This is a genomic window from Nitrobacter sp. MLSD-S21, assembly GCF_058809865.1.
This window is the reverse complement of record NZ_JBXASZ010000002.1, coordinates 533,059-558,558: the sequence shown is the minus strand read 5'-3', so window position 1 is coordinate 558,558 and position 25,500 is coordinate 533,059. Positions and strand designations below refer to the sequence as shown.

The window sequence follows — 25,500 nt, the reverse complement described above, 5'->3', positions numbered from 1 at the left end:
CGTGTAGTACCAGCAGATTCCAGGCGAGGGCGCCGCGGATGCAGGCAAAAATTTCACTGGCGAAAAAGATGATAATGCAGCACGGACGGCTTTAAATTCACACAGCGACATTTGTCAGGCCCACCACTTCTCGTGTTTCAGGACCACCGAACGAACGGACGTGTCAGCCTTGTTGTCTTTAGTATTCGCTGAAAGAACTTCCGCGGTCGCTTGGCAATGACTTCAAGTCAAACAGTTGCAGCACAGTTTAACGTAATTCCTTAAGGATGTCATGGGTGGTTTTTGCAAACGTAGCGCGGTGCCGCACGCTCGTTAAAAATCGGCTTTCGTCCGCTTGGACAATGGGGAGAAAATTTGATGCGAGTTGTTCACGCCGCTTCCTGGACGGCGGACAGGCAGAGTATTCGTTCCGACACTTGCAGGGTCATGACGTCAACGAGAGCGAAACAGTTTGGGCTACGCAGATGACGATGGGGATGTCAGTATTTGGTTCTGATCGCGGTCGCGGAAGGCACTGAGGATGAGCCTACGTGGATCGGGAGCGATACGGTGAGGTATCCCGCCGTTCCCTCCATGCGGTTCTGCACATCGAATTCGCGGTACACCTTGAGACGCGTTGAAATTGGAAGTTTTCCAACCTCGAAATCGTATCCAATCGTGCCACCGAGTGCCGCCGCTCGGCCTTTAAAAGGACCAAGTACAGCACCCGTTCCGGTATCATCGGTGAGCTGCTGATAGTAGTAGCCGACGAGTCCGACGGAGATGTCCTTGTTGAGGGATTTCGACGCTGCCCATTCGAGATGGAATTCATTTCCAGTTTTGTAGTCGGTTGCTGTGTTGGGTTGATTGAAAGTGAATCCCGCGGCTGCGGAAAGGTCGACCCCCGTAGCTGGATCAAGCCACGTCAGCGCACCGGATACGTCCACCGCCGGCCGATTGAGGGAAGCGTTTGAAAGTTGACCGGTAACATAGCTTCCGGACGGGATAATGCCTGCAACGCCAAGCTGCCAATGGAGTTTGCCAGCGTGCCAGCCGACGAACGAGTTGACGAAAATGTCGCTCATGTTGAATTCGGCGTCGGTTACGTTTCGCCCGATGGGCCCGAACCGGGGAGAATTCACCAGCAGATTCGCATTGATGCGCGGTTCACCGAACGGCGTGGTGACTGAAACGGCAAGATCGCCGCCGAGAACCTTTGCTGGCGTCACCCAGACCAGCGTCGGAAGGTTGAGCCAACTTTGCGCGCTGATACCGGCTGTCAGCAGACCGCCAGTCGGGAGCGCACGGCCCGCGCCGATCTTGCCAGTATAGAAGTACATATCGTCCTGGAAATAGAGCCCTTCCGGTGGCGTGAAGCCGGCCATAGGACCCTTCCCACCCAGCAGATAGGCTCCGACTCCGCCTTCAGCGGCTAGGGCGGATCCACCAAACGATAACAACATCCCGCCGGCGACCAACGTCGCTTTCAAGCCGTAGTGCATCGCCAACCCCAATTAAGAGTGAGAACGATCCAACGATCACAATCGGAGATCAAACTTAGGCGAATCGCTCAAAGCGCAGCAATCGATTTTTCGGATGCACTGTTTTAGCGGGGCCACTTGGGTGTCGATAGAAGCTTGATGCAACATTCTAGTTCGAACTAGCTGTGAAATCGGAAGCAAGATTGCCGGGTGCCGTTCAGGCGGCGAATCCCTTCCGCGATTCAAGGGGCGGGTCACCTTCCGGTGGGGCCAGTTCACAATTTAAGGATCAATCGCGAGCAGTTGGCTCGAGACAGTTTTTAGAATGGATATAAATCATTGCGGTTGCAGAAGAATTATGGACGCAATAACGATTGGAGGCCCATCGCGCGACGGTGACGTCGTTTCGGCATCCTAAACCTTGGCCTTGGCATCATGGTTCTTTTTGCTCTCGGTTCCGTGCATCTGCGGTTGCTGTCACCGGCTCAATCTGCGCGCCGACGATGCACAGGTTGGTCCGCGGAGTGCCTATGAGCTGGGATTTTCACAACCTGTTCGTCCGGCACGCTCGCGAAATCAACCGCTTCCTCCGTCGTCGCGGGCACAATGCCGAGACAGCCGCCGACATCACGCAGGATACTTTTCTACGGGTGCTGGCGTCGCCTCCTGCGGCAGTCTGCACCAAGCACAATCCTCGGGCCTATCTCTATCAGGTCTCGCGTAGTCTTAGCGTCAACCATCACCGTCGGGAGAGTTTGATCCAGACGACTGATCTCGACGAGGCTGCCGCCGTCGCCGATCCTGCGCCCACGGCGGAGGCCATCGTTTATTCGCGCCAGTGCCTCACCCAGACACGGCGAGCGCTGGCGGAGCTTCCCGAGCGCACGCGCAAGGCCTTTGAGATGCATCGGCTGGGCGAGCACACGATCCAGGAAGTCGCGGATGAGTTGAACGTGTCGGCTTCGCGGGCCTGGGTTCTGATCCGGAACGCCTACCAGCATATCCTGACGCGAGTGGACGATTTCTGAGCCTTTAATTTGTCTGCTGTGTGAAATTCGACGCTGCTCGTTTGTATAAGTTATGGTAGGCGCGATGCTCGACCTGTGGTCGGTGCCTATCGAAGGGATATGAATGAGCCAACCCGGGTTAGATCAAAATCGGCTCACGGATGAAGCGATCGACCTCGTCATCCGCTTGCAGAATGACCCCGGCAATCCGGTTGCGACCGAGATGGTGCGGGTCTGGCGCGCGCGCAGCGCCGAGCATGAGCGCATCTGGGCGCGGGTAGCCAAGGTCCACGGCGCCAGCGGCAAGGTTCTGACCCGGCGTCGCAGTGCGGAACGTCGCGAAAAACTGGGACTGACGCGCCGAAATTTCGTGATCGGCGGCCTCATCGGCGTTGGTGCCGTCGGCGCCAGCTATTCCATTCTTCCCCGTGCCTTGCTTCTCAGCCGGGCCGACCATGTCACTGCAAAGGGTGAAATCCGCAGCGTCAATCTTCCGGACGGAAGCGTCGCGACGCTCGGGCCGGATAGTGCCATTGCCTTGGACTTTACGGCCCGACTGCGCCGCGTTCAGCTTCTGGCTGGCATGTCGTTCTTCGATGTCGCATCCGAGTCGCAGCGCGCCTTTACCGTTCAGGCTGCCAAGCTGACGGCGACGGCGCTAGGCACGGCCTTCGATGTTGCCAACGATGCCGGCATGCTCTCGGTCTCGGTTGATCATGGCGTCGTCGAAGCGCAGGCGCCAGGCTCGACGATCGCGGCGGGCACGAAGCTCACGGCCGGGGAGTGGGTGACGATCGATAGCGCCACCCATGCCATCGAGCGCGGATCGCGCGAAGCGAGTCAGATCGCGTCATGGCGCGACAACCTTATCGTCGCCGAGAAGGAAGCAGTCTCGGCGCTGGTGGCGCGCATCGGCCGCTGGATTCCGGGACGGATTGTGATGGCCGATCCCTTTATCGGCTCTCAGCGGGTCAGCGGTATTTTTGATTTGAATAATCCTAAACGGGCACTCGAAGCCGTCGTGCATCCGGCTGGCGCTCATATCCGGCAGGTTTCATCGTTCCTGACGGTGATTTCCCCCATCTAAAAATAACTTCGTAGATACGTGAAAAAATCACGGCCCCGATTGTATCAGCTACAGGGGTTGGCGCGTCCGAGCGTTCAGGCAACCGCAGGCCCCTTCACGAGACGAATTTGGGGTGGGACTTATGGGTTACAAGGCTCGGACGTTTTCTGGCAGGACCAACAGAAGCAGGGTGTTGGCCGCAGCGCTGATGATGAGCACGGCGATCGTCGCCGGCGTCGGCGTGACAGATCGCGAAGCTTATGCCCAGAACGCGGCGCAGGCTTCGTTCAATGTGCCGGCTGGCCCGCTCAATCGCGCACTGACGGCATTTGGTCGACAGGCCGGCCTGCAAGTGACATATCTGACCAGCATTGGGACCGGAAAGACGTCGCCGGGCATCTCAGGTTCGGCCACGCCTGAACAAGCGCTCGCGCGCATTCTTCAGGGCACCGGCCTGAGCTACCGTTTCACCAACGCCACTACGGTTGCGATCTCGCAGCAGGCAGTGAGTGGCGGTGGCGGCGCGACGCCGGCTGGCGCGATCGCCCTTGACACCATCGATGTGCAGGGTGAGAGCGCCACGGGTCCGGTTCAAGGTTACGTCGCGAACCGAAGCGTCACGGCAACCAAAACCAACACGCCGCTGATTGAGGTGCCGCAGTCGATCTCGGTCATAGGCGCGGAGCAGATTCGCGATCAGAAGCTGGTTTCAAAATTCGATGATACGCTGCGCTATACGCCGGGTGTCGTTGCCGGGACCTTTGGGACGGATTTTCGCGACGACTGGTTCATGATCCGTGGTTTTGACGCCCAACAGGACTCACTTTTCCTCGACGGCATGAATCTTTTCTATTTTGCGTTCGCCGGCTTTAAACTGCAGCCATTCAATCTCGAGCGTGTCGAGGTGCTGCGCGGCCCATCGGCCTCTCTCTACGGCGGATCGGCGCCGGGCGGACTGGTCAACGCCGTGAGCAAGCTGCCTCCGGCGGAGCCCATTCGTTATATCGAGGCCGGCGTCAATAATTTCGGCAACGCCTATACGCAGTTCGACTTCGGCGGTCCTGTCGAGATGCAGCCGGGCAACGGCAAGTTGCTCTACAGAGTCGTCGGCCAGGTTCAGGGCGGCGGCACGCAAACGAACTTCGTCAATAATGACAATTATTTCATTGCGCCGTCCGTGACGTGGATGCCCGACATAGACACGCGACTGACGGTCTTCGCGATGGCGTCTCACAACCAGACCAGAGCACCGAATTTCTTGCCGTATGAAGGCACCGTGACCAATGCTCCGTTCGGCCGGATACCGACCAACCTTTTCACCGGTGACCCCTCGGCTGACCGTTATACGCGCACCCAACAAATGGTCAGTTACCAATTCGAAAAGCATCTCACGGACAATGCGACGTTCCGCCAGAACGCGCGCGCTGCGCATGTCGAGGTGAATTACACGGGAATGTTCGGCCAAGGCTGGGCCACCACTCCGGCCGACGCTAACATTATGCGGGGTAACTTCCTTGCGGCCTCGAAAGCGACTCAGCTCAATATGGACAATCAGTTCGAGTATCGCTTCTCCACGGGCCCGTTCCAGCATACCACGCTGATGGGTCTCAACCTCAGGCATTATGCGATTGACGACAAGCAGGGTATCGGAACCGGCACGGATCTGAATGTTCTCAATCCGGTCTATGGCGTTAACACACCCTACGACGGCCCGCTTTACCAGGACACTTATCTGACCCAGGGGCAGGTCGGCCTCTACCTTCAGGACCAGATCAAGTGGGAGCGCTTCACGCTGATCCTGTCGGGCCGCAACGATTGGGTAAATCTGATCAACAACGACCGGATTTATACGCCCGTGAGCCGACAGGACAGCAAATTTACCGGCCGCGCCGGGCTGATCTACAACTTTGACAATGGTCTCGCGCCCTATGCGTCATACTCAACGAGCTATAATCCGATCATTGGCCTGAATTCCGCCGGTGGATTGCTGTTACCCGAAACTGCGGAGCAGACCGAAGTCGGCGTGAAGTATCAGCCCGTGGGTCTCAACGCGCGGTTCGGCGTCGCTTTGTTCGACTTGAAGCGCAAGAACACCCTGACCACCGACCCCAATAACGTATTGTTCCAGACCCAGAATGGCGAGGTGACGTCGCGCGGCCTTGAGCTGGAGGCCCTTGCCAATATTACCCGCGACTTCAAGGTGGTCGCGAGCTACACCAACTACGAGTTATTCGTCAGTAAGGACCTTGATCAGACTTTGATCGGTAAGGTGCCCACGTCGAGGCCGCGCCAGGTGGCTTCGTTGTGGACGGATTACACGATCCGCGAGGGCTCGCTGGACGGGCTGGGTTTCGGCGGCGGCGTGCGCTATGTCGGCTCGTCTTTTGCGGATAATATGAATACTCTTTCCGTACCGGCGGTGGTCCTCGGCGATCTGGCGGTTCACTACGAATGGGCGAACCAGTGGCGCGCGGCGGTCAACGTCGTCAACATCGCCGACACCCAGTATGTCGCGAGCTGCGGCTTTGTTACGTCATGCTTCTACGGCGACCGGCGTCGCATCACGGGAAGTCTTTCCTATAAGTGGTGATGGTGACGGCTTCAAAATCAATCAATGCCTGCAAAGCAACCTCCGCTGGCTTAATGCTGTGTCCGCACGCGCGGTGATCGGCAGGGTGAGAGATCGCTCATAGCCGATATCATTGTGGTGGCGATCCGGAAGACCGCCACCGCCATCGCGATCTAGGTCTTCGTCGGCCAACGCCGCTCGTGGAACCAGGTGCGGTACTCCGACGACATCTTCGCGCGTTGCGCCTGCGGCGCGTGCCGCTTGCACGTGGATGCCTCCTCGCTGCCTTCGGACGCGCCCCACCTTACCTCGACGCAGTCGTTCGGGTTATAGGCCATCTCGAAGTGCGTTGCCCGGTCGATGACCTCCTTGAGCGAAAGCGTCCATTGCGAGCCATCGCTGCGCATGTAGGATATTTTTCGCGAGGCAAGCTCGGACGCCAGCACCCCTTGCAATTCGCTTTTGAGGTCCGCGATGCTCTTGCCGCTCGGCATCGCATAGCGCGGCGCTCGCCGAATGACGCGATCGGGAAATCCCCGCACGACATCGATCGCGATCAACAAACGGAAATCGCGCGCCGGAGTGGAATAATCTTCCCACGCTCCCGACGTCCCGAAGATCGAGGCACCGCTGGGCATAGCCACCTCTCCGGCGTGTTTTTGCTGATATTGTCGTCCGTTTTCGACCGAGGTCACACGCGTCTTCACCTGTTCGTTCAGACTTGCGATGGCGTCTGTCATCGCTTTCACGGGATCGAGCGGCTCCGGCGACATCACGTCATCCATGCGATCGTAAAAATCCTCGGCACTCATCTTTGTTTGATCGAGCGAAAAATCTGCGTACTCGGGATTGTTGGTGATTTCGGCGTTGACCAGCCGCCGCAACGAGCCGCCTTTGTTGCGCACGATCGGCCGAAAGTGCTTGAAGCCCGGGCTGCCCAGCGCAGGATCATGCACGAACAGGAAATTGCCGCGCCAGAAACGCTTTCGCGTGATCGAGCCGTCGGGTTCAGCGTCGACGGCGAGGAAGACGCCCGGCTTGCCGTTCATCTCCGGCACGCGATGCACGAGCATCAGCACGTGGCCGTAGGGGTCGGCATACATCGTGCCCGGGCGAAGCGCTTCTTGGGTCAGTGAGACAGTATAGAAATCGGTGTTGTCGTCACTCGCGCCGACGCGCGCGGCGCCCGTATGCACGACGTCGCCAACGTCCCGCAGGTATTCGCTGAACATCGTCGGCCGTTTTGGCCGCACCTTCGGCGGAGCCGCAGGCGTTCCGGTCGACTGCGGCCGGGCAAACCCGGGCAGAAGGATGGGCGGTTGCTCGGGCGGCGGGGCATTGGTGATCGCAGCCGACGCAATTTCCTGTTCCGGAGGCGGCGGCGGACGCGTGACCTCGGGATGCTCCATGTCGAACCACTGGTAGCACTTGGGCGCCTTGCCATTGGCGCCTCGTGAGCAATTGGAGTAGCCGAACGGTAGCCCTATCTTGTAGGCAAAATAGGCGCGCAGAAAGTAAACGAAATCTGCGCAGTCGGGACGAAGGCCCGTCCGCACATTATCTTCACCGCGGCCTAGATAATTGAACAGGAAATTGCGGGATCGGTCGTGCAGGATTTCATGCCAAACTTTCCAAGACAGATCCTGATCGGGGGGCGCGTCAAATAGCTTTTCGATCCATGCAGAGAACAAGGATTCCGTCTCGCGATCCCAACTGTTACGCACCTTCCAAAAGGCGCCGGATGGAACAGGCAGAGGGTCTGGTTTGCGCGCGCTTACGGAGATATCGCGTGTGATCGTACTGCAGTCCGCCGTTGGGTGGTCGAGCGTCAGGGTGGCGTGCCACGTACCGGCGGCCGGGGCGGCGACCTCGGCAAACCAGAAGTACGGCGCACCGCCGCGCCGCTCAGACGAGTTGGCCGCGACGCTTCCGTCGGGCGCAACCAGCGAAATCTTACCCTGGAGCGGCTTTTCGGTGACGATCATGACGCGCAGCGGCGTCCCCTTCCAAGGTGCAAACGGCGAGGGCAAGATCGAGAACCCGGTCGCCTGCTCGCACGTGCCTGGGGCCGCTTCGGCCGGCGGGTCTGTCGTCGCGAAAATGAACGCTGCTGCCGCGGCAGCGGCGAATCGGGTGGCGAGACGAATCTTGCCAACCTTGTTAGAAGAACCGGGAACTGCACTCGGTCCCGCCGATCTCGGCTGCGAATAGCGACGTTCAGGGCTCGTCATACTAAGCCTCCATATTCCATCGCTGTCCCTCAGTGAGGCCAGCTGCCATACCCAGCCGCTGAAGCTCTCAGGCGGACGTTCCGCGCGCCAACAGCTGAGAACCAGATTGTCAGGCAAAACACCGTAGATGTGGCGAAAATCGGCGCGACGCGCGACTTTCTCAAAGGTTGTCGCCGCACGGTCACGCAGAGGTCAGTGTTGAATGCAGGCTGGTTCGGGTCAGAAACAGAGAATCTGGAATATAGCAATAAACCCGTTAGTTATACGAAACTGGCGGGCAGTGCGGAATAGTGATGAGAATTATGTCTACGCGATAGGCCTCCAAAATGACACCTGAAGGCGATGAACTCTACATGCGCTCATGGGAATGCCCGGGCCGCGCGCTGTCCGCGATGCCTGTGGCATGGAATGGCCGCAGCGGCTGTCTTGGCATTCGCCACCGTCGTCGCTGCGGCACCCGTATGAAGGGATTAGCCCATGTATTTGTCGAGGAAGGATAGTACCTTTTGGGGGTGGCGGCCGAACCAGTTGTAGCCGTCTTCGAACCGCTTGGTCGTGCCCTCGATCCAGTGGAGTTCCTTGTCGGCGCTGCCCAAGGCGTCGAATGTGCTCTGCGCGTCGGTCGGGTTGTTGATCACCGCGTCGTCTCGCAACTGCCACATCAGGACAGGAAGCTTGACGCTAGGAGCCCATAGTTTGCCCGACATGTCAGCGGCAGCAAAGCCGCCCAGCTTCAGAATCTCCAGGTCGATCAATTCCTGGTACTGCGCGATGCCCTGGTAGCCCGAGAGCTTGGAGAAGACCGAGGTCATGTTGGGTACCAGCGGGCTGAGCAGGCATCTGACGTTCGCGAACAGCTCCGGGTGTTTGGTGATCGCCGCATACTGCGAAACGCCGCCCAAGCACTGGCTGAACAGTGCGACATCCATCTTGCCCAAGCGCGGATGCGCATCGACGAATTTCTTCACGCCGACGCAGTCGCGCCATTCCCATTGGCCGACGCCGCAGACGCCGCCGTTGGCTGCCCCGCTTTGCCCGTGGTTGCGGAAGTCGTAAGTCAGCACATTGTAACCGGCATTGGTCAGGTGCTTGTACTGGATGACGAAGTCGATCTCGACCGGCTCGATGAAGTTGCTCCACGGCTCGCCCAGGTGGCCGGGATAGCCGGCGCGGCACATGGGAAGGGCGTGGTTGAAGATGACGAGCTTGTTGCTCTCGCCGCCCTTGGCCGGGATGTACCAGGCTTCGAGCGGCGTGCCGTCGTCCGACGGGATCGACAGATCGTGCCAGCCTTGCATGCCGTATTCGTCGGGGTTCTTGAAGATGAAGCTGCGCGGCATCTTGACCATGCCGGCCAGCGCTTTGACCTTGGCGTGATCCTCCTTGGAGATGGTTTTTTCCTGCTCCAGGGCTTTCTGCATTCTTTCCTTCGATATTCCGGTCATATCAAAATTCCTTTGCTTGGCTGAAGATGAGGACGGTGAGCTTCCTGACGTAGGTTCCGGCCGTCTGCTCCTTCACTTGCCGCCCTTGCCCATGCCCACAATCTAGGTCAGAAGGATTTGATCGATTAGGCGTGTAATTTAGCTTGAGCCTATCATTGAGGTGATAAATGCGGCGGGACGAGATCGCCGATCTGGCGGCTTTCGTCGTGGTTGCCGAGGAGCGCAGCTTCACCAGGGCCGCGATCCGGCTCGGCATGGCGCAATCGGCGCTCAGCCAGATTGTGCGGCGCACGGAGGAGCGTTTAGGCTTACGGCTGCTCTCGCGCACGACGCGAAGCGTCGCCCCCACGGATGCCGGAGAGCGGCTGATCGCAACGCTCGGTCCCATGCTGCACGATCTAGATGCGGCAATCGCCTCGCTGGGTGAGCTTCGTGACCGGCCGTCCGGCACGATCCGCCTTACCACGGTGGAGCATGCGGCCAAGACCATCATCGTGCCGGCGATGAAGCGGCTGCTTGCGGACAACCCGGACATAAGGGTGGAGATGACCATCGATTACGGCCTCGCCGATGTGGTGGCCGATCGTTTCGACGCAGGTGTCCGCCTGGGCGGAGAAGTCGCCAAGAACATGATCGCGATGCGGATTGGGCCTGATACGCCGATGGCGGTCGTCGGCTCGCCGGACTATTTTCGCAGACATGCTGTTCCCAATTCACCCGCGCAACTGATCGATCATCGCGCGATCAACTTGCGGCTGCCTACATCCGGGACGCTGAACAAATGGCGGCTGGCGCGCGGCGGCCGCGAGACGCGGGTGAGGGTCGACGGGCCGCTCGTCTTCAATACCATCGACCTGATCCTTGATGCCGCGCTCGACGGTCACGGCCTCGCCTACCTGCCGCTCGACCAGGTCCGGCATCATCTGGATGGGGGCCGGCTGATGCGCGTGCTGGGCAAATTCACGCCCGACCTGCCGGGCTACCATCTCTATTATCCGCACCGCCAACACGCCTCGTCTGCCTTCACCCTTTTTGTGGAGACGCTAAGATTTCGGGCGTGAATGCTTTGAACGGACAACCTCCATAGACGCGACATCAGTGCGGCAATTGGCGGGGATTGGCGTGCCCAGCGCTATACCGGAGTGGTGGGCAAAATGGCGGAGAGGGAGTCCGCCTCCGCCTAACTCAAGAGAAGCCGGAGAGAGCCGTTAGTGGATAAAAAGCGTTAAGGTTACTGTAGGATACGACCTTACTGAGCGCCAGCGACTACCGATATAAACCGGTGAGAACCGGCTGCTCGGCCGGGGGTCAATTCGGGGGCCGAACGGTGGCCTTAAATGCGCGGCAGGTTGATACGCTAAGAGCGCCGGGACGCTACGGCGACGGTCAAGGCCTCTGCCTCCAAATAACGCCCAGCGGAGCGAAATCCTGGCTCCTGCGCTTTGAGCGAAACGGCCGCGAGCGCTGGATGGGGCTTGGTGCACTTCATACCGTGAGCCTTAAGGACGCACGTGAACGCGCCCGAAAAGCCAGACAACAACTTCTCGATGGCGTCGATCCGATCGAAGCGCGCAAGGCTGAGCGTACGAAAGCGGCTCTAGAAATATCAAAGGCGGTCACTTTCCAAGAAGCTGCCACGGCGTATTTCGATGCCCATCAAGCGAAATGGAGAAATGCAAAACACCGCAACCAGTTCATCTCCACCCTAAGGGAGTATGTCTTTCCCAAAATTGGCAAGCTCGCTGTGGCGGACATTGACATAGGGTCGGTTCTATTGGTCCTTGAGCCAATTTGGCCTATCAAAACTGAGACGGCCAGTCGGGTGCGCAGCCGGATCGAAGCCATCCTCGATTGGGCGACTGTTCGAAAACTACGGGACGGCGATAACCCGGCGCGTTGGAAAGGCAACCTGCAGCATGTTTTGCCTGCCCGCGCGCGGCTCGCCAAACCGGAGCACCATGCGGCTCTTCCTTATGCCGAAATTCCGGCTTTCACGGCATTGCTCAGAAAAAGGGAGGGCGTGGCAGCGCGCGCGCTTGAATTTGTAATTCTAACAGCTGCCCGAACAGGCGAGGTGGTGGGCGCTCAATGGGACGAGATCGATTTCGCGGCTCGGACATGGACCGTACCGGGTAACAGGATGAAAGCAGGCCGCGAACACCGCGTTGCGCTCAGCAACGAAGCGGTCGAAATTTTAAAAGGCCTGCCACGTGAAAAGGACAATTCGTACGTTTTCATCGGGCCAAGAGCCGGTGGTCTGAGCAACATGGCCATGGCAGCTGTCTTACGGCGGATGGACCGCGTGGACATCACCGTCCACGGCTTTCGGAGCACATTCCGCGATTGGGCCGCGGAGAGCACCGCGTTTCCCAATCATGTTGTGGAAATGGCGCTCGCTCATACCGTGGGCAACAAGGTTGAGGCCGCATATCGACGCGGCGATCTCTTAGCGAAGCGTCGGCAGCTGGCTGCTGATTGGGCAAAATTTTGCACTCGGATAGGCATCGGGAAAACGGAGTCGCTCGTAATACCAATTCGGTCGAATACTTAAGCGCGAAGCTCATTGCTTGTGTGCTTGTGCGAGAAATTTTTACTACCTGGCTCGCGCGTGACCAAGATACATAATGCTCTCGAACGGATGGGGCCCGAACGTAAAGTCGAGGTGCCGGTCAATTCCACGTGGGCCGAAGCCACACATAGGTCCGACTTGAAAACCTGCCTGTAGTAAGACTTCGAGAAGCTCGGTTGGCTTAATGAAGAGGTCACTGTCGTGCGCGCCCTGCGGCAGCAATCGAAGAACGCGCTCGCCCAGAGTGATGATTACGAATTTGGCAAGCCAAGTGCGGTTGATGGTATCGAATATGAACAGCCCCCCATGTCGCAACACGCGCCGGACATCGGCAATCACCCTGGGAAGATCGGCGACATGCTCCAGAACGTCCACACAGACGACCACGTCACAGGACGCGTCGGGCAATGGAATACTCTCGCCGGCGCCCACGATGTAGTCGATCTCGAGCCCGGACAGACGGGCATGGTCCACGCCAGCGGCAATCGCACCGTGCGATGGGTCGACGCCGACAACTTTGGCGCCTCGACGTGACAACTCTTCCGCAAGGAAGCCGCCGCCACAGCCCAAATCCAACACGCGTTTGTTGACCCAATCGCCGACCAGCGGGTCAATCATCATCATGCGCGCAGGCGCCATTTTATGTAGTGTGCGCAGCCATCGAGTCTCACCGCTCCACCATGTGTCAGCGTGCTTCTCGTAGATGGAGAGGTCGTTTTTCATACGTCGTCCGGCTTGGCAGGCGGCATTCGCCTTCGGTACAAGGGAAGCCAATAGGGCACCCGCTTCTGATAGGCCCGAAACTGTTCGCCAAAACGACGGGAGAAACGACGCTCCTTCAACAGTGGCCCGGTCACGCAATAAAGTGTCAGGACGAGCGCCACTTCGAGCTGGTCTGGGGTCCATGTTGGGACCGTCCAGAGTGTCATCGCAAAGGCGACGTAGATTGGTTGCCGGCAGAAACGGAAAAGACCACGTTGGGGCATGGGCGCGTAGCATGGCGGGACCTTGCGATAGACGGCCCACCAGCCCAGAAAGCCTATTTGCTGCGCGAAGCCCGCGTCACGAATTGCTTTGAGAAGCAAGAGCCAACTCACGAGATAAAGAGTGCAGAGAGTTGCCAGTGCAAAGCCTTGGGCTTGCCACCAAATGATTCCGCTCGGAGACTAGCCCAGAAAGAACAGAGCTACCTGCACGGAGGCAATAGTGGCGTAAGTTGTCGTTGCAAGGTCTTGGCCAATCGGCCTGGGTGCTGCGCGCGCCAGCAGCTTGGCGCCGCGTCGTCCCAGCAGAGCTGAGTGCACAAGCGGAAACTGAAGAAGCAGGGCAAGGTTTGCAGCGACGCTCCATGGCGCGTCAAGACCGCCCAGCGATCGGCTCATGCCGAAGAACATCATCACGATCATAGCGCCGACCCCGACGATGAATGACGCATGGCATACGACGCCATACCGCGCCCGACCGCTAGTCGGGCAATTCTGAATCTAAACCCTATGAGGTCCTACCATGGTCAAACGATCTGTCATTCGAAACCACCAAGCGCGGCGACGGTGCCCCGCTTACAAAACTCAGCAAGTCAATTCACCACGTAATACGCAAGGACCTCACAGAATGGCAAAGTCAATAAGACGCCGACACGTTGGAGACTTATTCGCTGCAAACAAGTCAATCGCTTTTGGCCGTGGATACTGTGACTCGATCGAACAGTTTTGGAGGATAAAGCGGCCTCCGATCGAACTCAAAAACGCTTTGCGAAGCGCAGGCGTTTCAAAACTTTGGGATGAAGAAGTTTTGGTAGGGGAAAACTTCATGGGCTGGCGTCTTAGTGCTGAGGCGATTCAGATTCTCGACGAATATTTCGGGAATGGTGTTTCTCTTAGCGCCGTCCATATCGCCTATGAGTTCGATGTGCGCGATGACGTCGATCGCGATGCATTCGTCGAACTATTAGATCGGTACACGGCGCAAAAATATCAACGGTCAACCGACGAGACTTTTCGCTTTCAAGCCACGCACTATTCGATTGATACGAAAATTCGCCAACTCAATGGCCAGCGAAGGCCATCGAAGATCGTCGTTAAGTATCACGACAAGCCGGGCAAGCTCGATGGAGAACTAGAAAAGCCGCGTATTGAGATACGTCTTGAAACGCCAGCAGGCGTGAAAGCCACAGGCATCAGCAGACCGATCGATTTGCTCGATATTAAGCCGGATGAGATTTTCTGGAAATCAGTGATAATCCGTGATTATGCCGAACGCGCGATTAGAGCTACTCGAAGAGGAACGACACCATCACCTTTTATCAACATAGACAGGCGTGTGAGGGCTGTTTTAAGAAAAACCGGAAGAGGCTGTCTTTTGGAATATCGAAGGTTGTATCCTCGACGTTTTAAGAAACTGCGTGACAGGCGTGATCTACTAGAAATTGATTCGACACTGTATTATTTGAAATCAAGGAATAGAAAATCTGAGGGGGTCCTAGGTGTTTGATCCCGGGGTTTGATGGTGCAATCTTTTCCACGGATTGGAAGGGTGCGCTATGGGACAGATTCTTCACGGAAGCGCCACGACGACAGAGGCGGTCCGTCGAGCAATACAAAATAGTCAAGAGAGCCTGAGAGCGCTTGCTGCACGCTATAACGTCAACCCCAAGACCATTTTGAAGTGGAAGAAGCGTTCTACGGTCGCCGACCTTCCAACCGGACCCAGGACGCCAAAATCCTCGGTTCTTTCGGTAGAGGAAGAAGCGATCGTCGTTGCCTTTCGCCGACACACGCTGTTGCCGTTGGACGATTGTCTTTATGCTCTTCAGGCCACGATCAAGCATTTGACACGCTCGTCCCTGCATCGCTGCCTGCAACGTCATGGCGTCAGTCGGCTGCCGGAGATCGAAAGCGACACGGCCACGAAGAAAAAGTTCAAGTCCTACCCGATCGGCTTCTTCCACATCGACATTGCCGAAGTCAGGACGAAGGAAGGCAAACTCTATATATTCGTTGGAATCGACAGAACCTCGAAGTTCGCCTTCGTCCAATTGCATGAACAAGCCGATCGTCCCACAGCGGTCATCTTCCTTGAAGCCTTGATCGCAGCCGTGCCCTATCGGCTGCATACAATCCTTACCGACAATGGCATCCAGTTCGCGGATCTGCCTCGCAACCGCAATGGTTGGACGGCGCGCTACCGGGTTCATCGCTTCGACCAGATTTGCAATGAGCACGGCATTGAGCACCGACTAACCAAACCCAACCACCCGTGGACCAATGGACAGGTGGAACGAATGAACAGGACTATCAAGGAGGCTACGGTCAAACGCTATCATTACGATAGCCATGACGAACTACGCGTTCATCTGGCCAACTTCGTTGACGCCTATAATTTTGCTCGACGGCTTAAAACGCTCAAAGGCCTCACGCCATATGAGTCCGTCTGCAAATCCTGGACCTCAAAGGCGGCGGCAGAGTCACCGGACATCTATCGAGATCTTAAGGATATCGACGCGTTGATTATGGCCCGTGATCTGTATCGCGCGCTTAAAAAGCTGCGCGTTCTGATCCGCGCGGACGAGCATCTCAGGGTTGAAAATTCCGGAATCATCCAGGCTGATGATCCCGTTTGTTTGGTTGGAAGAAACGAGGCTGAAAACAGCAACCCTCTAAACTCACGGGATTAAATCCTTGAGCGAGGCTGTATATGTGCTGTGTTGATTTCGTCGCCGAGAGGACGATTTCCACGAGTAAGGCGGACGGGATTGAATCCGCGATCCTCCATTTATAACGCTAGCGAGATTCTGCTTCTTTCCGCACCGGTTGCTTCTAGCACGTCGCGACGGGGAACATTTGTCGCCGTCATCGCGTGGCCTTGGTTCTGGTTTTCATAATGGAGCAGTGATGGCACAGGAAACCTGCAAGTGCGGAGCGGTGTACGATGTGACCTATCACGACACGCCAATCCCAGATACCGATAGCGAGGACTGCGTTCATTGCGTGCGGCGGCTGGCGTCATGGCGCAATCAGACGATTTGGTCGGAATACACGCTGGTAAGTGCTCCGGGCTAGATCAGTCTGTCGGGGGCTATCCGCCGAACAATCGCGACCAAAAACCGCGAGGCCGGTTTCGTTCTATCTATTGCAGTATCAATCGATTGTATTCGTCGCTGACTGCCTTCAGCGAAATATGACCCTTGCTGCCCTCGGCTTGTTTGAGAAGCACATGATCTGTCGGCTCGGATATCAGCGCCGCATTCCTAGCTATACTGTTCTGCAAATCCTTGAAGGGGTCACTCGTTGATCTCCTCCCCGCTTGGAAGTCTATCGTTCGTTGAAGAAGTTGTTCGTGCTGGTTATCTGCGCGGGCGCTGCCCGCAGCCTGTCAAGCATCGCGTTGCAGTACTGCCTATATGCATTATATGGAGCGCCTTCACCGGCTTTCATTTGCGCTTCGCAGTGCTCAATCATCAGTTTGAGTGCGTCTGAGAGCGCGAGATACTCGCCGTCGCCGATGGTCAGGGTGTGCTGATACGTGGTCATGGAATGATCCCTTCGCGGTGTGAGCATCAAGGCTGTGCCGCGAGTTTTTGAGCGTCCGGCAAGTCATCCGCATAGTACTTCTTAACGCATTCGGCGTTGTACGCATCTGCCTCGGCATGCCTGCGTCAACGAGCGCGTTGAAACTGATCTGTTTGGCCTTTCCGTTTGTGACCAGCATTGTAGCGGTTGATCGCGTTAACCATGGCGCTGTCAGCTTTCCAGGGGTGCAGTTCGCCAGACGTCCTTTGCCAGCTTGATGAGCATGTCATGTCGATCGTCAATCGAGATGGCGTTCCATACGGGAAACGCCTTTAGCTTTTCATTGATTCTGGAGACGGAGCTGTTCTGGCCGACCTTAGTAAGTTCGACCAGGCTGCGGGTCAGGTAGTTGCCGCTCTTGCAATATTCCGGCCTTTTCTCGGAGTAGAAGTCATTCCCGGCGACGATGTTGATCGGTTTCTCTAGTAGCGTCAGGTTGCCGAGCCGATTCTTATAGTCGTCATAGAGGGCCTGAGAATTGTCGGCAGCCCATTGATTGCTCAATTCAGCGGTAGGCGTGTTCGGCAGGATATGCTCGATCTCTAGGCCCGCGAAGGAGCCCAGGCTACCGGGCGATTTGATGCCATTGAATGCCATCTCGACATGCTGGGTGAGTCGTGCCAGCAGGTAACGGGTCCGGTATTGCTGCATGGTATGAAGTGTGAGGCGCTTGAGCGCGTCGGACAGTTCCTGTGATTTCGCCTCCATATTGCTTTGGAAACGGTTCGTAACAAAGGCGTTGAGGGCGGCGCGTTGCTCCGCCGGGTCGGACTTCCCAGCGATGATCCTCAGTTCATCGGCCCACAACGAGAAATTCCGCTCCAGATCCTTCGTCGGGGTTTTGGTGAAGATGTAATAGAAAAGGAAGCTTTCGAGCTGGGCGACGAAATGGTCGAACAAGGGTTTTGGCAAAGGCGCTGCGGCCAGAAGCAGGACATAGTGCAAACTGAACGCACCACCGGCCAGCCGTTTTAGGCTGTCCATTGGGATGTTCGGCTTGCCGTCATTGCCAAGCCCGTTGCCGAAGGAAATGTAGCTATCCACGTTGCGGATGATCTTACGGACGAACTCGAACGGCTTGTTGCGATAGTCGCAGAGGGCGGCATTGTCTTTGTTGACGAACCAGTCGTAAATCTCGTCCTCGCGCACCACGGCGTCGCTACGGTCGTTGTCGATGACGTAGTTGGCCATAAGGAAGTAGCGAAGGAAACGCAGCGGTTTCTCTTTTTCCTTCTCAGCGGGCTGGTGATCTTTTTCCATTCGTCTTTTAGCTGCGTGAACTGGGCTTGTGGAACCTGCGTGAACAACAGATTTTTCAGAAGGTCCATCGGGTTCAGACCAACGCCGCGCTCATTGATCGTTTCAAAAATCTTGAGTGCGCTGCTGACGTCGGTCGAAATCTGGATGAACACGACGTTGTTCGCCAGATAGCCCCAGTATTTCTTCAGCGTGGACGTGTCGTCGTAATTATCCTTCAGATAGCGGTAGATCGTACTGTAGGCGCTGACCAAATTCTCCAGCGAGCCGAAGCTCGGAATGCCCGCCGCCTGGATGCCGGCACGAACGGCTTGAGGGTTGGCGTCCAGCTCCACCAGCTTGGCAATGACCTCTCCGGCGTTTTCATATCGCGGTTCCAGCTTCAGGTTAGTCCGTGTCTCACCGCTGTTGTCGGTGTAGCTGGTCGAGATCAGGCCGCTAATGGTCTGCTGCTGGGTTTCGCCTCGAAACATATGCTTCAGCGCGCACAGCAACAGGAAGAAAGTAGTCAGTCGCTGCTGACCATCAATGACCTCGTAGTGGTTCTTCTGCGAGGTAGGGGATACCAGGATCGTGCCGATGAAATACTCACGTACATGGCCGTTGCCGATCTGCTCGTTTATATCCTCAAGGAGCTGGTTGACCTCCTTGTCGGTCCAGACGTATTCGCGTTGATAGTCGGGGACGATGTAGAAGCACTCCCGGAACGCTTCCTCGATGCTGTACTTATGGTTTTCGATGCGAGCCATAATCCCCCAGTCCTCTCCGTTAAAATCTTAAGCGTGTGTTATCCGCAGCAAATGAGCCGCACGGGTTTCGATGATGCCGCGAACGGTATTGAGGATTTCATGTGAGGTACCTGCATCCTCGAACTCGGCCAGAAGCTTATCGGCTTCACCTCTGATGCGCCCCGCAAGTTCAGTCATATCCTTGATCAGCAGACGCTGCGCGCCCCGCGTGTCCGGCACCAGCGTGAGCCAGTGCTTCAACTGGATCGTGTCGGGGAGGGACCGTCCACCGATAGCCATGGCGAGCTTTTTAGCCAGACGCGGATAGGCCGCCGTGCAGACGACATCATAGAGCGGCGCGAGGTCCGGAACCTTGGCGCGATAGAGCAAGGCGTAATTCTTCCCGTGAGCGTCCGCGTTGCCGACGAGGTAGTGGAAGATGAGCATGCGGATGAAGGCCAGCCGATCCGCTGCCGGGCGCGCCGTGGCACGGTCGATCAGGTCGAGCGACCTTTCGGCTCCAGGCCCGCCTTCTTCTTCATATTTGAGTTCCGGCGGCACGCTCAGCGCCTGGCAAAAATCCTCCTGATGCAGTCGTGTGATCGTCCCGTCTTTGTGCCGGGAGCGGTCGTAGCGCTCGATCAGCAGAAAGGGAATCGCGCCGCCATGCTGCATTTCAACGGAAGGAACCGGGAGTTTCAGGCGCGCCGCAAGGCGCAGGCAGAACAGTTCGTTCTCGACGGTGCCGTCGAGCGCCTGAATTAAGGGCTTTAGGATATGCGTTGTGGGGCGACCGCCCTTCGCAAGCCCGATGTTTTCCCCTTCAACGCAAACAGCGAGCTTGTCCTGAGCGCCTGCAAGTGACAAGCGAACCCCTTCCTCGCCGCCGAGAAGGGGGCGCTCGCGCAGCATGCCGAGGATTTCTTCGAGCCGCGCCGGGCTTAGTATTTCAACGCCGTCGCCATCCCACGACTGCGGCTCCTGACCGGGAGGATAGAGCGACAAGGCTCCCGCACATTCGCCGCCGATCACTTCGAGCAGGCCAAAGGCGTTGCCGGCTGAAATGCCGAGCGCGCCCGCCAGACGCTGCCGGGCACCTTCATCCGGCAGAAGGCCAGAAAAGAAGGGGCGCACGATTCGATCCGCATAGGGGGCTTCCTGCAACGGCATCGAAAAGGAGATGGCGCGCTGCTCTTGTCCAATGAGGTAGTTTGGATAGTAGGCGTAGCTGAGAGCGCCGGCCTCGTCCTGGCTGAGGGCACCGGCTTTCGCCTGGCCGAACCAGACATCCAGCAGGTGCGTCATGGGGTACTCTCCCATCGTCCAGCGACGGAGATGCTAAGACCCAAAGCTGTCGTCACCTGAAGGGCGCGACCGATCTGGCAACTTTCTTTGCCGGCTTCAAGCTCGCGCACGAAACGCACGCCGACCCCCGTGAGTCCGGCAAGCTGTTCCTGTGTCAGTTTTTGCGCCTTGCGCTCCTTGCGGATCAAAAGGCCGAGGCTTTTGCTGTCTGTGACCGGTTGCATGAATCATCCCTATCGGGACGATTGTAGCAGGCTCACGGACGAAAATCCATAAAAAGAACCGATCGGGACTATTTTTGTACAATCGCAGGCTCGCCGTAGAAGAGCATCCCGAGCGGGATGATTTTTCCTAGTGCGTGGCGCGACTCCTCGATACATCCGGCACTCAAGCCAGTGCGGCGGCCGGATATATGATCTTCCCTGACGCGGTTCTTTGCGCGCCGGGGGTCGGTTTGGCATGATCGGTATGTCCGACCGCCATGAGGTGATCCACAGCGTACCCGTTCATCAGCAGGTAGTCCGTGATGATCCGGCGATGGCATCGCCACCACACCGCTTCCGAACACATCAATGCCAGCCGCCGATCTTCGCCAAGCTCGACTAGTTCTTCGAACGCGGCGGCAAACGTGTCCGCCTTCGCCTAACTCGCCGAAGATCGGAGAGAGCCGATCTGGCCGACGAAAACTGAAACCGCAAGCCGGGTGCGTAGTCGGATCGAAGCTGTGCTCGATTGGGCTACTGTGCGGAAGCTGCGGGACGGGGACAATCCGGCGCGCTGGAAAGGCAATCTGCAACACGTATTGCCCGCTCGCTCCCGGCTTGCCAAACCGCAGCATCATGCCGCACTCCCTTATGCCGATATCCCAGCTTTCATGGCATTGCTTAGAAAGCGGGACGGCGTCGCAGCGCGTGCTCTTGAATTTACAATTCTGACGGCAGGTCGGACAGGCGAGGCGCTCGGCGCGCGGTAGAACGAGATCGATCTCTCGGCTCGGACCTGGACTGTTCCGGGTAACGGGATGAAAGCGGGCCGCGAACATCGCGTGCCACTCAGTGACGAAGCGGTTGAAATCCTAAAAGAGCTGCCGCGTGAAAAGAATAATCCGTACGTTTTCATCGGACCAAGAGCGGGCGGTCTGAGCAACATGGCAATGGCGGCTGTCCTGCGGCGGATGGATCGCTTGGACATCACGGTTCACGGCTTTCGGAGCACATTCAGAGACTGGGCGGCGGAGAGTACCGCGTTTCCAAACCATGTTGTAGAGATGGCGCTCGCTCACACCGTCGGCAACAAGGTTGAAGCCGCATATCGGCGTGGCGATCTCATCGTGAAGCGCCAGAGGCTGGCGGCCGATTGGGCACACTTCTGTGCGCGAGAAGGCATCGGGAAAGAAAGGTCGAGTGTAATACCAATTCGGTCGAAAACTTAAGGTAAGTCGTTCGTCATAACGATTTCACAAAAGCAGGTGCCCAGACTTATTGCGCTGGCTGGCTGCCCGGGGTCGGCAAGTCAAGCATCGCTCGGAACGTCGCCAAGCGTATGAGCGCCATAAGGCTGCGCATCGATCGTTTAGATGAAGGTTACGCCGAGACGGCGCTCGTCTCGCCAGAGAACCTGACACCGCGCATTAAGGCCCGCATTTGGAACACGCAAGGAAAACGCTAACGGTAGTACCGGCGCATCCCACGTCTGTATCGTTGCGGATGTGGGGGTGAGGTAACGAACCCTGCACCGCAGCGACGTTCCATCCAGCAGGATCTGACCTTGCTGTACGCTGAGCCGTTCCTTTGTCATTCGATCCCCCAAAAGAGTGCGCATCAGTTACTCACATTTTGTGCGATTCGCGCCGCAATTGTGGCATGTTCGCCGCGGATCTGTTGCACAAAGGATTTGTCGGTACTGCTAGCTGCGGTGGCCTATCTAGTTCGCGTTGTCGACCGCCGGGTAAGGTTGGTAGAGGCTACAGCATACGCTGCCTGCCCGCCTATCGTCACAATCCCAGCGCATCAAGAAGCATGTATGATTCGATCATAGAGGTCGAAAATATTGAACGGCTGGATTTGTGAGAAAGGAGCTGTTCCGAACGCTATAATCAGCGAGACGGGACTGATTGCCTTACTGATTGGACAAACGGTTGCTGAAGTTGAACGCGATCTCATTATTGAGACGCTGCGTGCTTGCAATGGCAACCGGACGCGGGCAGCAAAGACACTCGCAATTGCGGTTCGCACATTGCGTAACAAGCTCAATGAATATGAAGCCAAGGGCCTGGATATTCCCGCTCCCGTTCACGGCGAGTCAGAACTAATCACAAACCGTTAGCTGTTAACCGCTTACGATCTGTCAGTTGCAAAGAACAATCCAGGCTTCCGCGGACATCCTTTTCACGCTTATCGCGCAGCTGCGCCCTCGCTTCTCACTGGCACCTCTCCTTGAGAGCGCGCCTCTGGTCGGTCATGTAGCGTGACAGGCAGACCGATAAACGTGCTGCGTTAATTGCGGTCGGCCGGCCGCCTTTTGCTAACAGCCAAAACTTGTGAGTTCTCATGTTCATCCATCATGCCAGCAGAGTCTTCCTGGCTTTTCCACTCGGTCGAACATCTTTTGAACGCAGCAAATCGGGACGGTTTCTGATTGCCATTATCGCCGCGGACAGCGTTCTCGCGGTCGGAGCTTGGTACGCTGTCGGCCTCGCAATCGGAAATTAGATGCGCGCTCGCTGGCCTGAGACCGCACGAACGCGTCGCGATTTTGTTGAAGTTGCTCGGCCAGGTCGAATTGGTTGAAGTGGCGATTGAGCGTTGGCAAGGATCGGACGACCGCTTCCGTACTTGCCAACTCCTTGATTGGTCCTACAACGCCATTGGAACGCGGGAACGAGCCAGCCGTGCGCAGGATTGAACATCAAGCCTTTCTGTTGCTGCTTGTCGCCGTCACGCTGGCTTTCGCCTGGGTTCTTCAGCCGTTCTACGGCGCTGTGCTCTGGGCGATCGTCATGGCGGTGATTTTTGCGCCAACTTATCGAAGGTTGCTCACATCGATGCCCGACCGGCCAAGCCTTGCTGCCGCGGTCACCGTTCTGATCATTATTGCGATCGTCATTCTGCCGCTTGCACTGATCACGACCTCCCTGGTTCAGGAAGCATCGATCGTGTTCGCGAAGTACCAGTCCGGCGAGTACAGTTTCGCTAACTACTTGCAGCGGATACTCGAGGCCCTGCCTGCCTGGGCAACCGGACTGATCGAGCGGTTCAACCTGACGGATTTTTCTGCATTGCGCGAACGGCTCGCGGCCGGGCTGATGAAAGGTGGGCAAGTTCTCGCCCCGCAGGCGCTCAGTATAGGGGTGAACACGTTCGACTTTATGGTCGGTCTTGTTATCATGCTCTATCTTTTGTTCTTCCTGTTGCGGGACGGCAAAGCACTGGCTGAAAAGATCAAGAAGGCCATCCCACTCCACAGCGACCAAAAGTCCGCGCTCTTTACGAGATTCGCTGACGTCGTTCGCGCCACCGTAAAAGGTGGGATTGTGGTCGCCATCGTCCAAGGTGCGCTTGGCGGCATTGCGTTCTGGTTCCTGGGATTCCACGCGGCACTGCTATGGGCCGTGGTGATGGCGTTCCTATCGCTGATCCCTGCGGTCGGCGCGACATTGGTCTGGCTTCCGGTTGCGATCTACTTACTGGCGACCGGCGCCCTATGGCAGGGGATCGGACTAAGCCTTTATGGCGTGCTTGTGATTGGATTTGTGGACAATCTGCTCCGCCCATTCCTGGTCGGCAAGGATACCAGACTGCCAGACTACGTGGTGCTGATTTCGACGCTCGGCGGCATCGAAGTCTTCGGCTTGAACGGTTTTGTCATCGGCCCGCTGATCGCGGCAATGTTCGTGGTGAGCTGGGAAATATTTTCGGCATCTCGGGGAGCCGTACAAAATGGCGGCTAACTGCAGCGCGGCGGAGACCGAATTAGCAACGGCAGCCGGGGTTATTGTAAGACCGCGGTTTCCTTCTGAGCTTTGTTCACTGTCACGCATGGGTCCGACAGATATTCCCCGAGTCGCGATCTTACGCCGTTCTGGGCATTTATCCGCCGGCATCATGTACCCGCGTTGGTGGTGCTCTCTAGAGGTGTGAGATTATGGATGCCTCTCTTCCCTACTGGCCCTTGAGATGCCCGTCATTGAAGGTGTTAGCGGCCCGCCACCACGGGCCGCTCAATTTTCTAGCGCAAACCACTGCCGTAGCGCTGTCGTTCTTTGCGGACCTCTTCCGCTCCATAAGGCTGACTTGAGGGATCGAACGATCTCCATCCCGTCTTTTGCCAGGCGGCGCGGCGTTCCTGCAGGTTAACTGCAGAATCATTCAATGCTGCTTCAAGGTGGGCTCGATCCCCCTCGTCGACCCTGGCTGACACAAGCGTCCCGCCGCGACGGACGCCTTCTGCGTATGAATGAGCGTCCTCTTCGGACACGCCGGCTTCGGTAAGGGCGCCGACGATGCCGCCGGTTGTTGCCCCGGCCGCTGCGCCGACTGCCGTCGACGCCAACCAGCCAGCCGCAACAACTGGCCCCAACCCTGGGATCGCAAGCAAGCCGAGGCCCGCCAAGAGTCCCGCGGCAGCCCCAACGCCGGCACCAATGCCGGCACCGGTGCCTGCGCCTTCTACGCGATCATCAACGCCATCGCGGTCCCGATCAACATTCTTATCGGTATTAAACCAGCTGTCCGAGTTATTCGCCACAAGGCTGATGTCCGATTGGGGTACTCCGGCGGTTTGAAGCCGTTGAACGGCCGCCTGCGCCTGCGTGTGTGAATCGTAAAGACGAGAAATCGTAACTGTCATCTATCAAGTTTCCTTACTGCGCAGAATGGACATTGCCCTGAAAATCAACGCTTACGGCAGTGGCGGTGCCGCCTTTGCTGGCCTTTCCACGCCAAACACCAGCGTTGTCCTTTTTCAAATCAGTGATGTTTGCGTAGCCGGCTTCCTGGAGTTTCGACTTAGCCTGTCCTTTCGTGAAACTATTGCGACCGGCCACCGGGGCATTCGCGTTGTTGTGGCCGGAACTGTTGATTGCGTTGTTGTTAGGTCCCGACTGCGCGGGCGGATTTTGCGCCGACGCAACGGTGATCGCCGACAGACTGAAACAGGCGGCAAGGAGTAAGCGTCTCATATTTCCTCCAGTGTTATAGAGACGCTCCTAACCCCTCGCGTGCGCTCAAGTTCCTGTGCGACCCGGAAAGGAAAGCCCGCCGCGTAGCCGCTAAGGGCAACGGCTGCGTCATGGGA

The 25,500-nt window shown here is 57.4% G+C and carries 25 protein-coding genes and 2 pseudogenes; 12 read left to right on the top strand and 15 right to left on the bottom strand.

Annotation, left to right across the window (positions count from 1 at the left end; all coding sequences use genetic code 11):
* Positions 1 to 479 precede the first annotated feature (479 nt).
* Positions 480 to 1,481, bottom strand: coding sequence for a SphA family protein (locus AC1RT6_RS08505; protein WP_079445545.1), 1,002 nt, complete (start codon positions 1,479 to 1,481; stop codon positions 480 to 482).
* Positions 1,482 to 1,990: 509 nt separating this feature from the next.
* Between AC1RT6_RS08505 and AC1RT6_RS08500 the strand changes: the two genes are divergently transcribed.
* From AC1RT6_RS08500 to AC1RT6_RS08490, 3 genes are all read left to right on the top strand, one after another.
* Entirely contained in the window at positions 1,991 to 2,488 is a 498-nt protein-coding gene (locus tag AC1RT6_RS08500) for a sigma-70 family RNA polymerase sigma factor (protein WP_173815892.1), read from the top strand.
* 103 nt (positions 2,489 to 2,591) lie between these two features.
* The gene (locus tag AC1RT6_RS08495) at positions 2,592 to 3,554 is read left to right on the top strand and encodes a FecR family protein (protein WP_079445513.1); all 963 of its coding nucleotides are present in this window, start codon (positions 2,592 to 2,594) and stop codon (positions 3,552 to 3,554) included.
* 121 nt (positions 3,555 to 3,675) lie between these two features.
* Positions 3,676 to 6,123, top strand: coding sequence for a TonB-dependent siderophore receptor (locus tag AC1RT6_RS08490; protein WP_079445514.1), 2,448 nt, complete (start codon positions 3,676 to 3,678; stop codon positions 6,121 to 6,123).
* 152 nt (positions 6,124 to 6,275) lie between these two features.
* Here AC1RT6_RS08490 and AC1RT6_RS08485 read toward each other — a convergent pair whose 3' ends face one another.
* Entirely contained in the window at positions 6,276 to 8,333 is a 2,058-nt protein-coding gene (locus AC1RT6_RS08485) for a hypothetical protein (RefSeq protein ID WP_420799258.1), read from the bottom strand.
* 470 nt (positions 8,334 to 8,803) lie between these two features.
* Positions 8,804 to 9,778: an alpha/beta hydrolase family protein gene (locus tag AC1RT6_RS08480; RefSeq protein WP_079445515.1), complete on the bottom strand. Its 975-nt coding sequence runs from the start codon at positions 9,776 to 9,778 to the stop codon at positions 8,804 to 8,806.
* A gap of 167 nt (positions 9,779 to 9,945) precedes the next feature.
* Here AC1RT6_RS08480 and AC1RT6_RS08475 point away from each other — a divergent pair, with 167 nt between their 5' ends.
* Both AC1RT6_RS08475 and AC1RT6_RS08470 read left to right on the top strand, forming a co-directional pair.
* A complete protein-coding gene (locus AC1RT6_RS08475) occupies positions 9,946 to 10,839 on the top strand; it encodes a LysR family transcriptional regulator (protein ID WP_079445516.1) in 894 nt (297 codons plus the stop codon).
* A gap of 266 nt (positions 10,840 to 11,105) precedes the next feature.
* Entirely contained in the window at positions 11,106 to 12,329 is a 1,224-nt protein-coding gene (locus AC1RT6_RS08470) for a tyrosine-type recombinase/integrase (protein WP_079445517.1), read from the top strand.
* Positions 12,330 to 12,371: 42 nt separating this feature from the next.
* Here the strand turns inward: AC1RT6_RS08470 and ubiG are convergent, their stop codons facing one another.
* The 3 genes from ubiG to AC1RT6_RS08455 all read right to left on the bottom strand — a co-directional run bounded on the left by ubiG (position 12,372) and on the right by AC1RT6_RS08455 (position 13,753).
* Positions 12,372 to 13,070, bottom strand: a complete 699-nt coding sequence (gene ubiG / locus AC1RT6_RS08465; protein WP_079445518.1) for a bifunctional 2-polyprenyl-6-hydroxyphenol methylase/3-demethylubiquinol 3-O-methyltransferase UbiG — start codon at positions 13,068 to 13,070, stop codon at positions 12,372 to 12,374.
* Positions 13,067 to 13,444: a methyltransferase family protein gene (locus AC1RT6_RS08460; protein ID WP_493029440.1), complete on the bottom strand. Its 378-nt coding sequence runs from the start codon at positions 13,442 to 13,444 to the stop codon at positions 13,067 to 13,069. Before AC1RT6_RS08460 ends, ubiG begins: the two co-directional genes overlap by 4 nt.
* A gap of 69 nt (positions 13,445 to 13,513) precedes the next feature.
* Positions 13,514 to 13,753: a hypothetical protein gene (locus AC1RT6_RS08455; RefSeq protein WP_201789004.1), complete on the bottom strand. Its 240-nt coding sequence runs from the start codon at positions 13,751 to 13,753 to the stop codon at positions 13,514 to 13,516.
* A 205-nt stretch (positions 13,754 to 13,958) separates the two neighbouring features.
* Between AC1RT6_RS08455 and AC1RT6_RS08450 the strand changes: the two genes are divergently transcribed.
* From AC1RT6_RS08450 to AC1RT6_RS08440, 3 genes and pseudogenes are all read left to right on the top strand, one after another.
* Positions 13,959 to 14,837, top strand: coding sequence for a hypothetical protein (locus AC1RT6_RS08450; protein WP_309775293.1), 879 nt, complete (start codon positions 13,959 to 13,961; stop codon positions 14,835 to 14,837).
* 49 nt (positions 14,838 to 14,886) lie between these two features.
* Positions 14,887 to 15,792: pseudogene (locus tag AC1RT6_RS08445) on the top strand (IS481 family transposase); the annotation flags it as partial.
* Positions 15,793 to 16,237: 445 nt separating this feature from the next.
* A complete protein-coding gene (locus AC1RT6_RS08440; protein WP_158081485.1) occupies positions 16,238 to 16,405 on the top strand; it encodes a hypothetical protein in 168 nt (55 codons plus the stop codon).
* A gap of 252 nt (positions 16,406 to 16,657) precedes the next feature.
* Here the strand turns inward: AC1RT6_RS08440 and AC1RT6_RS08435 are convergent, their stop codons facing one another.
* The 6 genes and pseudogenes from AC1RT6_RS08435 to AC1RT6_RS08410 form a co-directional block, all read right to left on the bottom strand.
* Positions 16,658 to 16,876, bottom strand: coding sequence for a hypothetical protein (locus AC1RT6_RS08435; protein WP_079445520.1), 219 nt, complete (start codon positions 16,874 to 16,876; stop codon positions 16,658 to 16,660).
* Between the two features lie 210 nt (positions 16,877 to 17,086).
* Positions 17,087 to 17,623, bottom strand: coding sequence for an HNH endonuclease family protein (locus AC1RT6_RS08430; RefSeq protein WP_493029479.1), 537 nt, complete (start codon positions 17,621 to 17,623; stop codon positions 17,087 to 17,089).
* Positions 17,624 to 17,886: 263 nt separating this feature from the next.
* On the bottom strand, positions 17,887 to 18,921 hold the full coding sequence (locus tag AC1RT6_RS08425) for a DUF262 domain-containing protein (RefSeq protein WP_472791214.1): 1,035 nt from the start codon (positions 18,919 to 18,921) through the stop codon (positions 17,887 to 17,889).
* A gap of 27 nt (positions 18,922 to 18,948) precedes the next feature.
* A complete protein-coding gene (locus AC1RT6_RS08420; RefSeq protein WP_079445522.1) occupies positions 18,949 to 20,205 on the bottom strand; it encodes a type II toxin-antitoxin system HipA family toxin in 1,257 nt (418 codons plus the stop codon).
* Positions 20,202 to 20,429 carry a helix-turn-helix domain-containing protein gene (locus AC1RT6_RS08415; RefSeq protein ID WP_079445523.1) on the bottom strand — a complete coding sequence of 76 codons (228 nt, stop codon included), beginning with the start codon at positions 20,427 to 20,429 and terminating at the stop codon, positions 20,202 to 20,204. Before AC1RT6_RS08415 ends, AC1RT6_RS08420 begins: the two co-directional genes overlap by 4 nt.
* 163 nt (positions 20,430 to 20,592) lie before the next feature.
* A pseudogene (locus AC1RT6_RS08410) lies at positions 20,593 to 20,826 on the bottom strand (DUF488 family protein); the annotation flags it as partial.
* A 49-nt stretch (positions 20,827 to 20,875) separates the two neighbouring features.
* On the opposite strand from AC1RT6_RS08410, the gene AC1RT6_RS08405 reads away from it, so the two are divergent.
* Positions 20,876 to 21,178, top strand: a complete 303-nt coding sequence (locus AC1RT6_RS08405) for a phage integrase central domain-containing protein (RefSeq protein ID WP_374708924.1) — start codon at positions 20,876 to 20,878, stop codon at positions 21,176 to 21,178.
* A 6-nt stretch (positions 21,179 to 21,184) separates the two neighbouring features.
* Positions 21,185 to 21,637 (top strand): tyrosine-type recombinase/integrase, encoded by a 453-nt coding sequence (locus AC1RT6_RS08400; RefSeq protein WP_309775768.1) that lies wholly within the window; start codon positions 21,185 to 21,187, stop codon positions 21,635 to 21,637.
* A gap of 140 nt (positions 21,638 to 21,777) precedes the next feature.
* On the opposite strand, the gene AC1RT6_RS08395 is transcribed toward AC1RT6_RS08400, so the two are convergent.
* Positions 21,778 to 22,002, bottom strand: coding sequence for a hypothetical protein (locus AC1RT6_RS08395; protein WP_210189115.1), 225 nt, complete (start codon positions 22,000 to 22,002; stop codon positions 21,778 to 21,780).
* Between the two features lie 252 nt (positions 22,003 to 22,254).
* Between AC1RT6_RS08395 and AC1RT6_RS08390 the strand changes: the two genes are divergently transcribed.
* Together AC1RT6_RS08390 and AC1RT6_RS08385 are read left to right on the top strand one after the other, a co-directional pair.
* Entirely contained in the window at positions 22,255 to 22,530 is a 276-nt protein-coding gene (locus AC1RT6_RS08390; RefSeq protein WP_079445524.1) for a helix-turn-helix domain-containing protein, read from the top strand.
* A 565-nt stretch (positions 22,531 to 23,095) separates the two neighbouring features.
* Positions 23,096 to 24,154 (top strand): AI-2E family transporter, encoded by a 1,059-nt coding sequence (locus AC1RT6_RS08385; RefSeq protein ID WP_079445547.1) that lies wholly within the window; start codon positions 23,096 to 23,098, stop codon positions 24,152 to 24,154.
* A 278-nt stretch (positions 24,155 to 24,432) separates the two neighbouring features.
* Here AC1RT6_RS08385 and AC1RT6_RS08380 read toward each other — a convergent pair whose 3' ends face one another.
* Complete coding sequence (locus AC1RT6_RS08380) at positions 24,433 to 25,053, bottom strand: hypothetical protein (protein ID WP_079445525.1); 621 nt, start codon at positions 25,051 to 25,053, stop codon at positions 24,433 to 24,435.
* Positions 25,054 to 25,066: 13 nt separating this feature from the next.
* Positions 25,067 to 25,384: a hypothetical protein gene (locus tag AC1RT6_RS08375; RefSeq protein ID WP_079445526.1), complete on the bottom strand. Its 318-nt coding sequence runs from the start codon at positions 25,382 to 25,384 to the stop codon at positions 25,067 to 25,069.
* Between the last annotated feature and the right edge of the window lie 116 nt (positions 25,385 to 25,500).

Bases quoted from the DNA above. Each gene is read 5' to 3' on its own strand.
- AC1RT6_RS08505 (WP_079445545.1), bottom strand. From the start codon at position 1,481: ATGCACTACGGCTTGAAAGCGACGTTGGTCGCCGGCGGGATGTTGTTA.
- AC1RT6_RS08500 (WP_173815892.1), top strand. From the start codon at position 1,991: ATGAGCTGGGATTTTCACAACCTGTTCGTCCGGCACGCTCGCGAAATC.
- AC1RT6_RS08495 (WP_079445513.1), top strand. From the start codon at position 2,592: ATGAGCCAACCCGGGTTAGATCAAAATCGGCTCACGGATGAAGCGATC.
- AC1RT6_RS08490 (WP_079445514.1), top strand. From the start codon at position 3,676: ATGGGTTACAAGGCTCGGACGTTTTCTGGCAGGACCAACAGAAGCAGG.
- AC1RT6_RS08485 (WP_420799258.1), bottom strand. From the start codon at position 8,333: ATGACGAGCCCTGAACGTCGCTATTCGCAGCCGAGATCGGCGGGACCG.
- AC1RT6_RS08480 (WP_079445515.1), bottom strand. From the start codon at position 9,778: ATGACCGGAATATCGAAGGAAAGAATGCAGAAAGCCCTGGAGCAGGAA.
- AC1RT6_RS08475 (WP_079445516.1), top strand. From the start codon at position 9,946: ATGCGGCGGGACGAGATCGCCGATCTGGCGGCTTTCGTCGTGGTTGCC.
- ubiG (WP_079445518.1), bottom strand. From the start codon at position 13,070: ATGAAAAACGACCTCTCCATCTACGAGAAGCACGCTGACACATGGTGG.
- AC1RT6_RS08455 (WP_201789004.1), bottom strand. From the start codon at position 13,753: ATGATCGTGATGATGTTCTTCGGCATGAGCCGATCGCTGGGCGGTCTT.
- AC1RT6_RS08450 (WP_309775293.1), top strand. From the start codon at position 13,959: ATGGCAAAGTCAATAAGACGCCGACACGTTGGAGACTTATTCGCTGCA.
- AC1RT6_RS08440 (WP_158081485.1), top strand. From the start codon at position 16,238: ATGGCACAGGAAACCTGCAAGTGCGGAGCGGTGTACGATGTGACCTAT.
- AC1RT6_RS08435 (WP_079445520.1), bottom strand. From the start codon at position 16,876: ATGACCACGTATCAGCACACCCTGACCATCGGCGACGGCGAGTATCTC.
- AC1RT6_RS08430 (WP_493029479.1), bottom strand. From the start codon at position 17,623: ATGGAGGCGAAATCACAGGAACTGTCCGACGCGCTCAAGCGCCTCACA.
- AC1RT6_RS08425 (WP_472791214.1), bottom strand. From the start codon at position 18,921: ATGGCTCGCATCGAAAACCATAAGTACAGCATCGAGGAAGCGTTCCGG.
- AC1RT6_RS08420 (WP_079445522.1), bottom strand. From the start codon at position 20,205: ATGACGCACCTGCTGGATGTCTGGTTCGGCCAGGCGAAAGCCGGTGCC.
- AC1RT6_RS08415 (WP_079445523.1), bottom strand. From the start codon at position 20,429: ATGCAACCGGTCACAGACAGCAAAAGCCTCGGCCTTTTGATCCGCAAG.
- AC1RT6_RS08395 (WP_210189115.1), bottom strand. From the start codon at position 22,002: ATGACAAAGGAACGGCTCAGCGTACAGCAAGGTCAGATCCTGCTGGAT.
- AC1RT6_RS08380 (WP_079445525.1), bottom strand. From the start codon at position 25,053: ATGACAGTTACGATTTCTCGTCTTTACGATTCACACACGCAGGCGCAG.
- AC1RT6_RS08375 (WP_079445526.1), bottom strand. From the start codon at position 25,384: ATGAGACGCTTACTCCTTGCCGCCTGTTTCAGTCTGTCGGCGATCACC.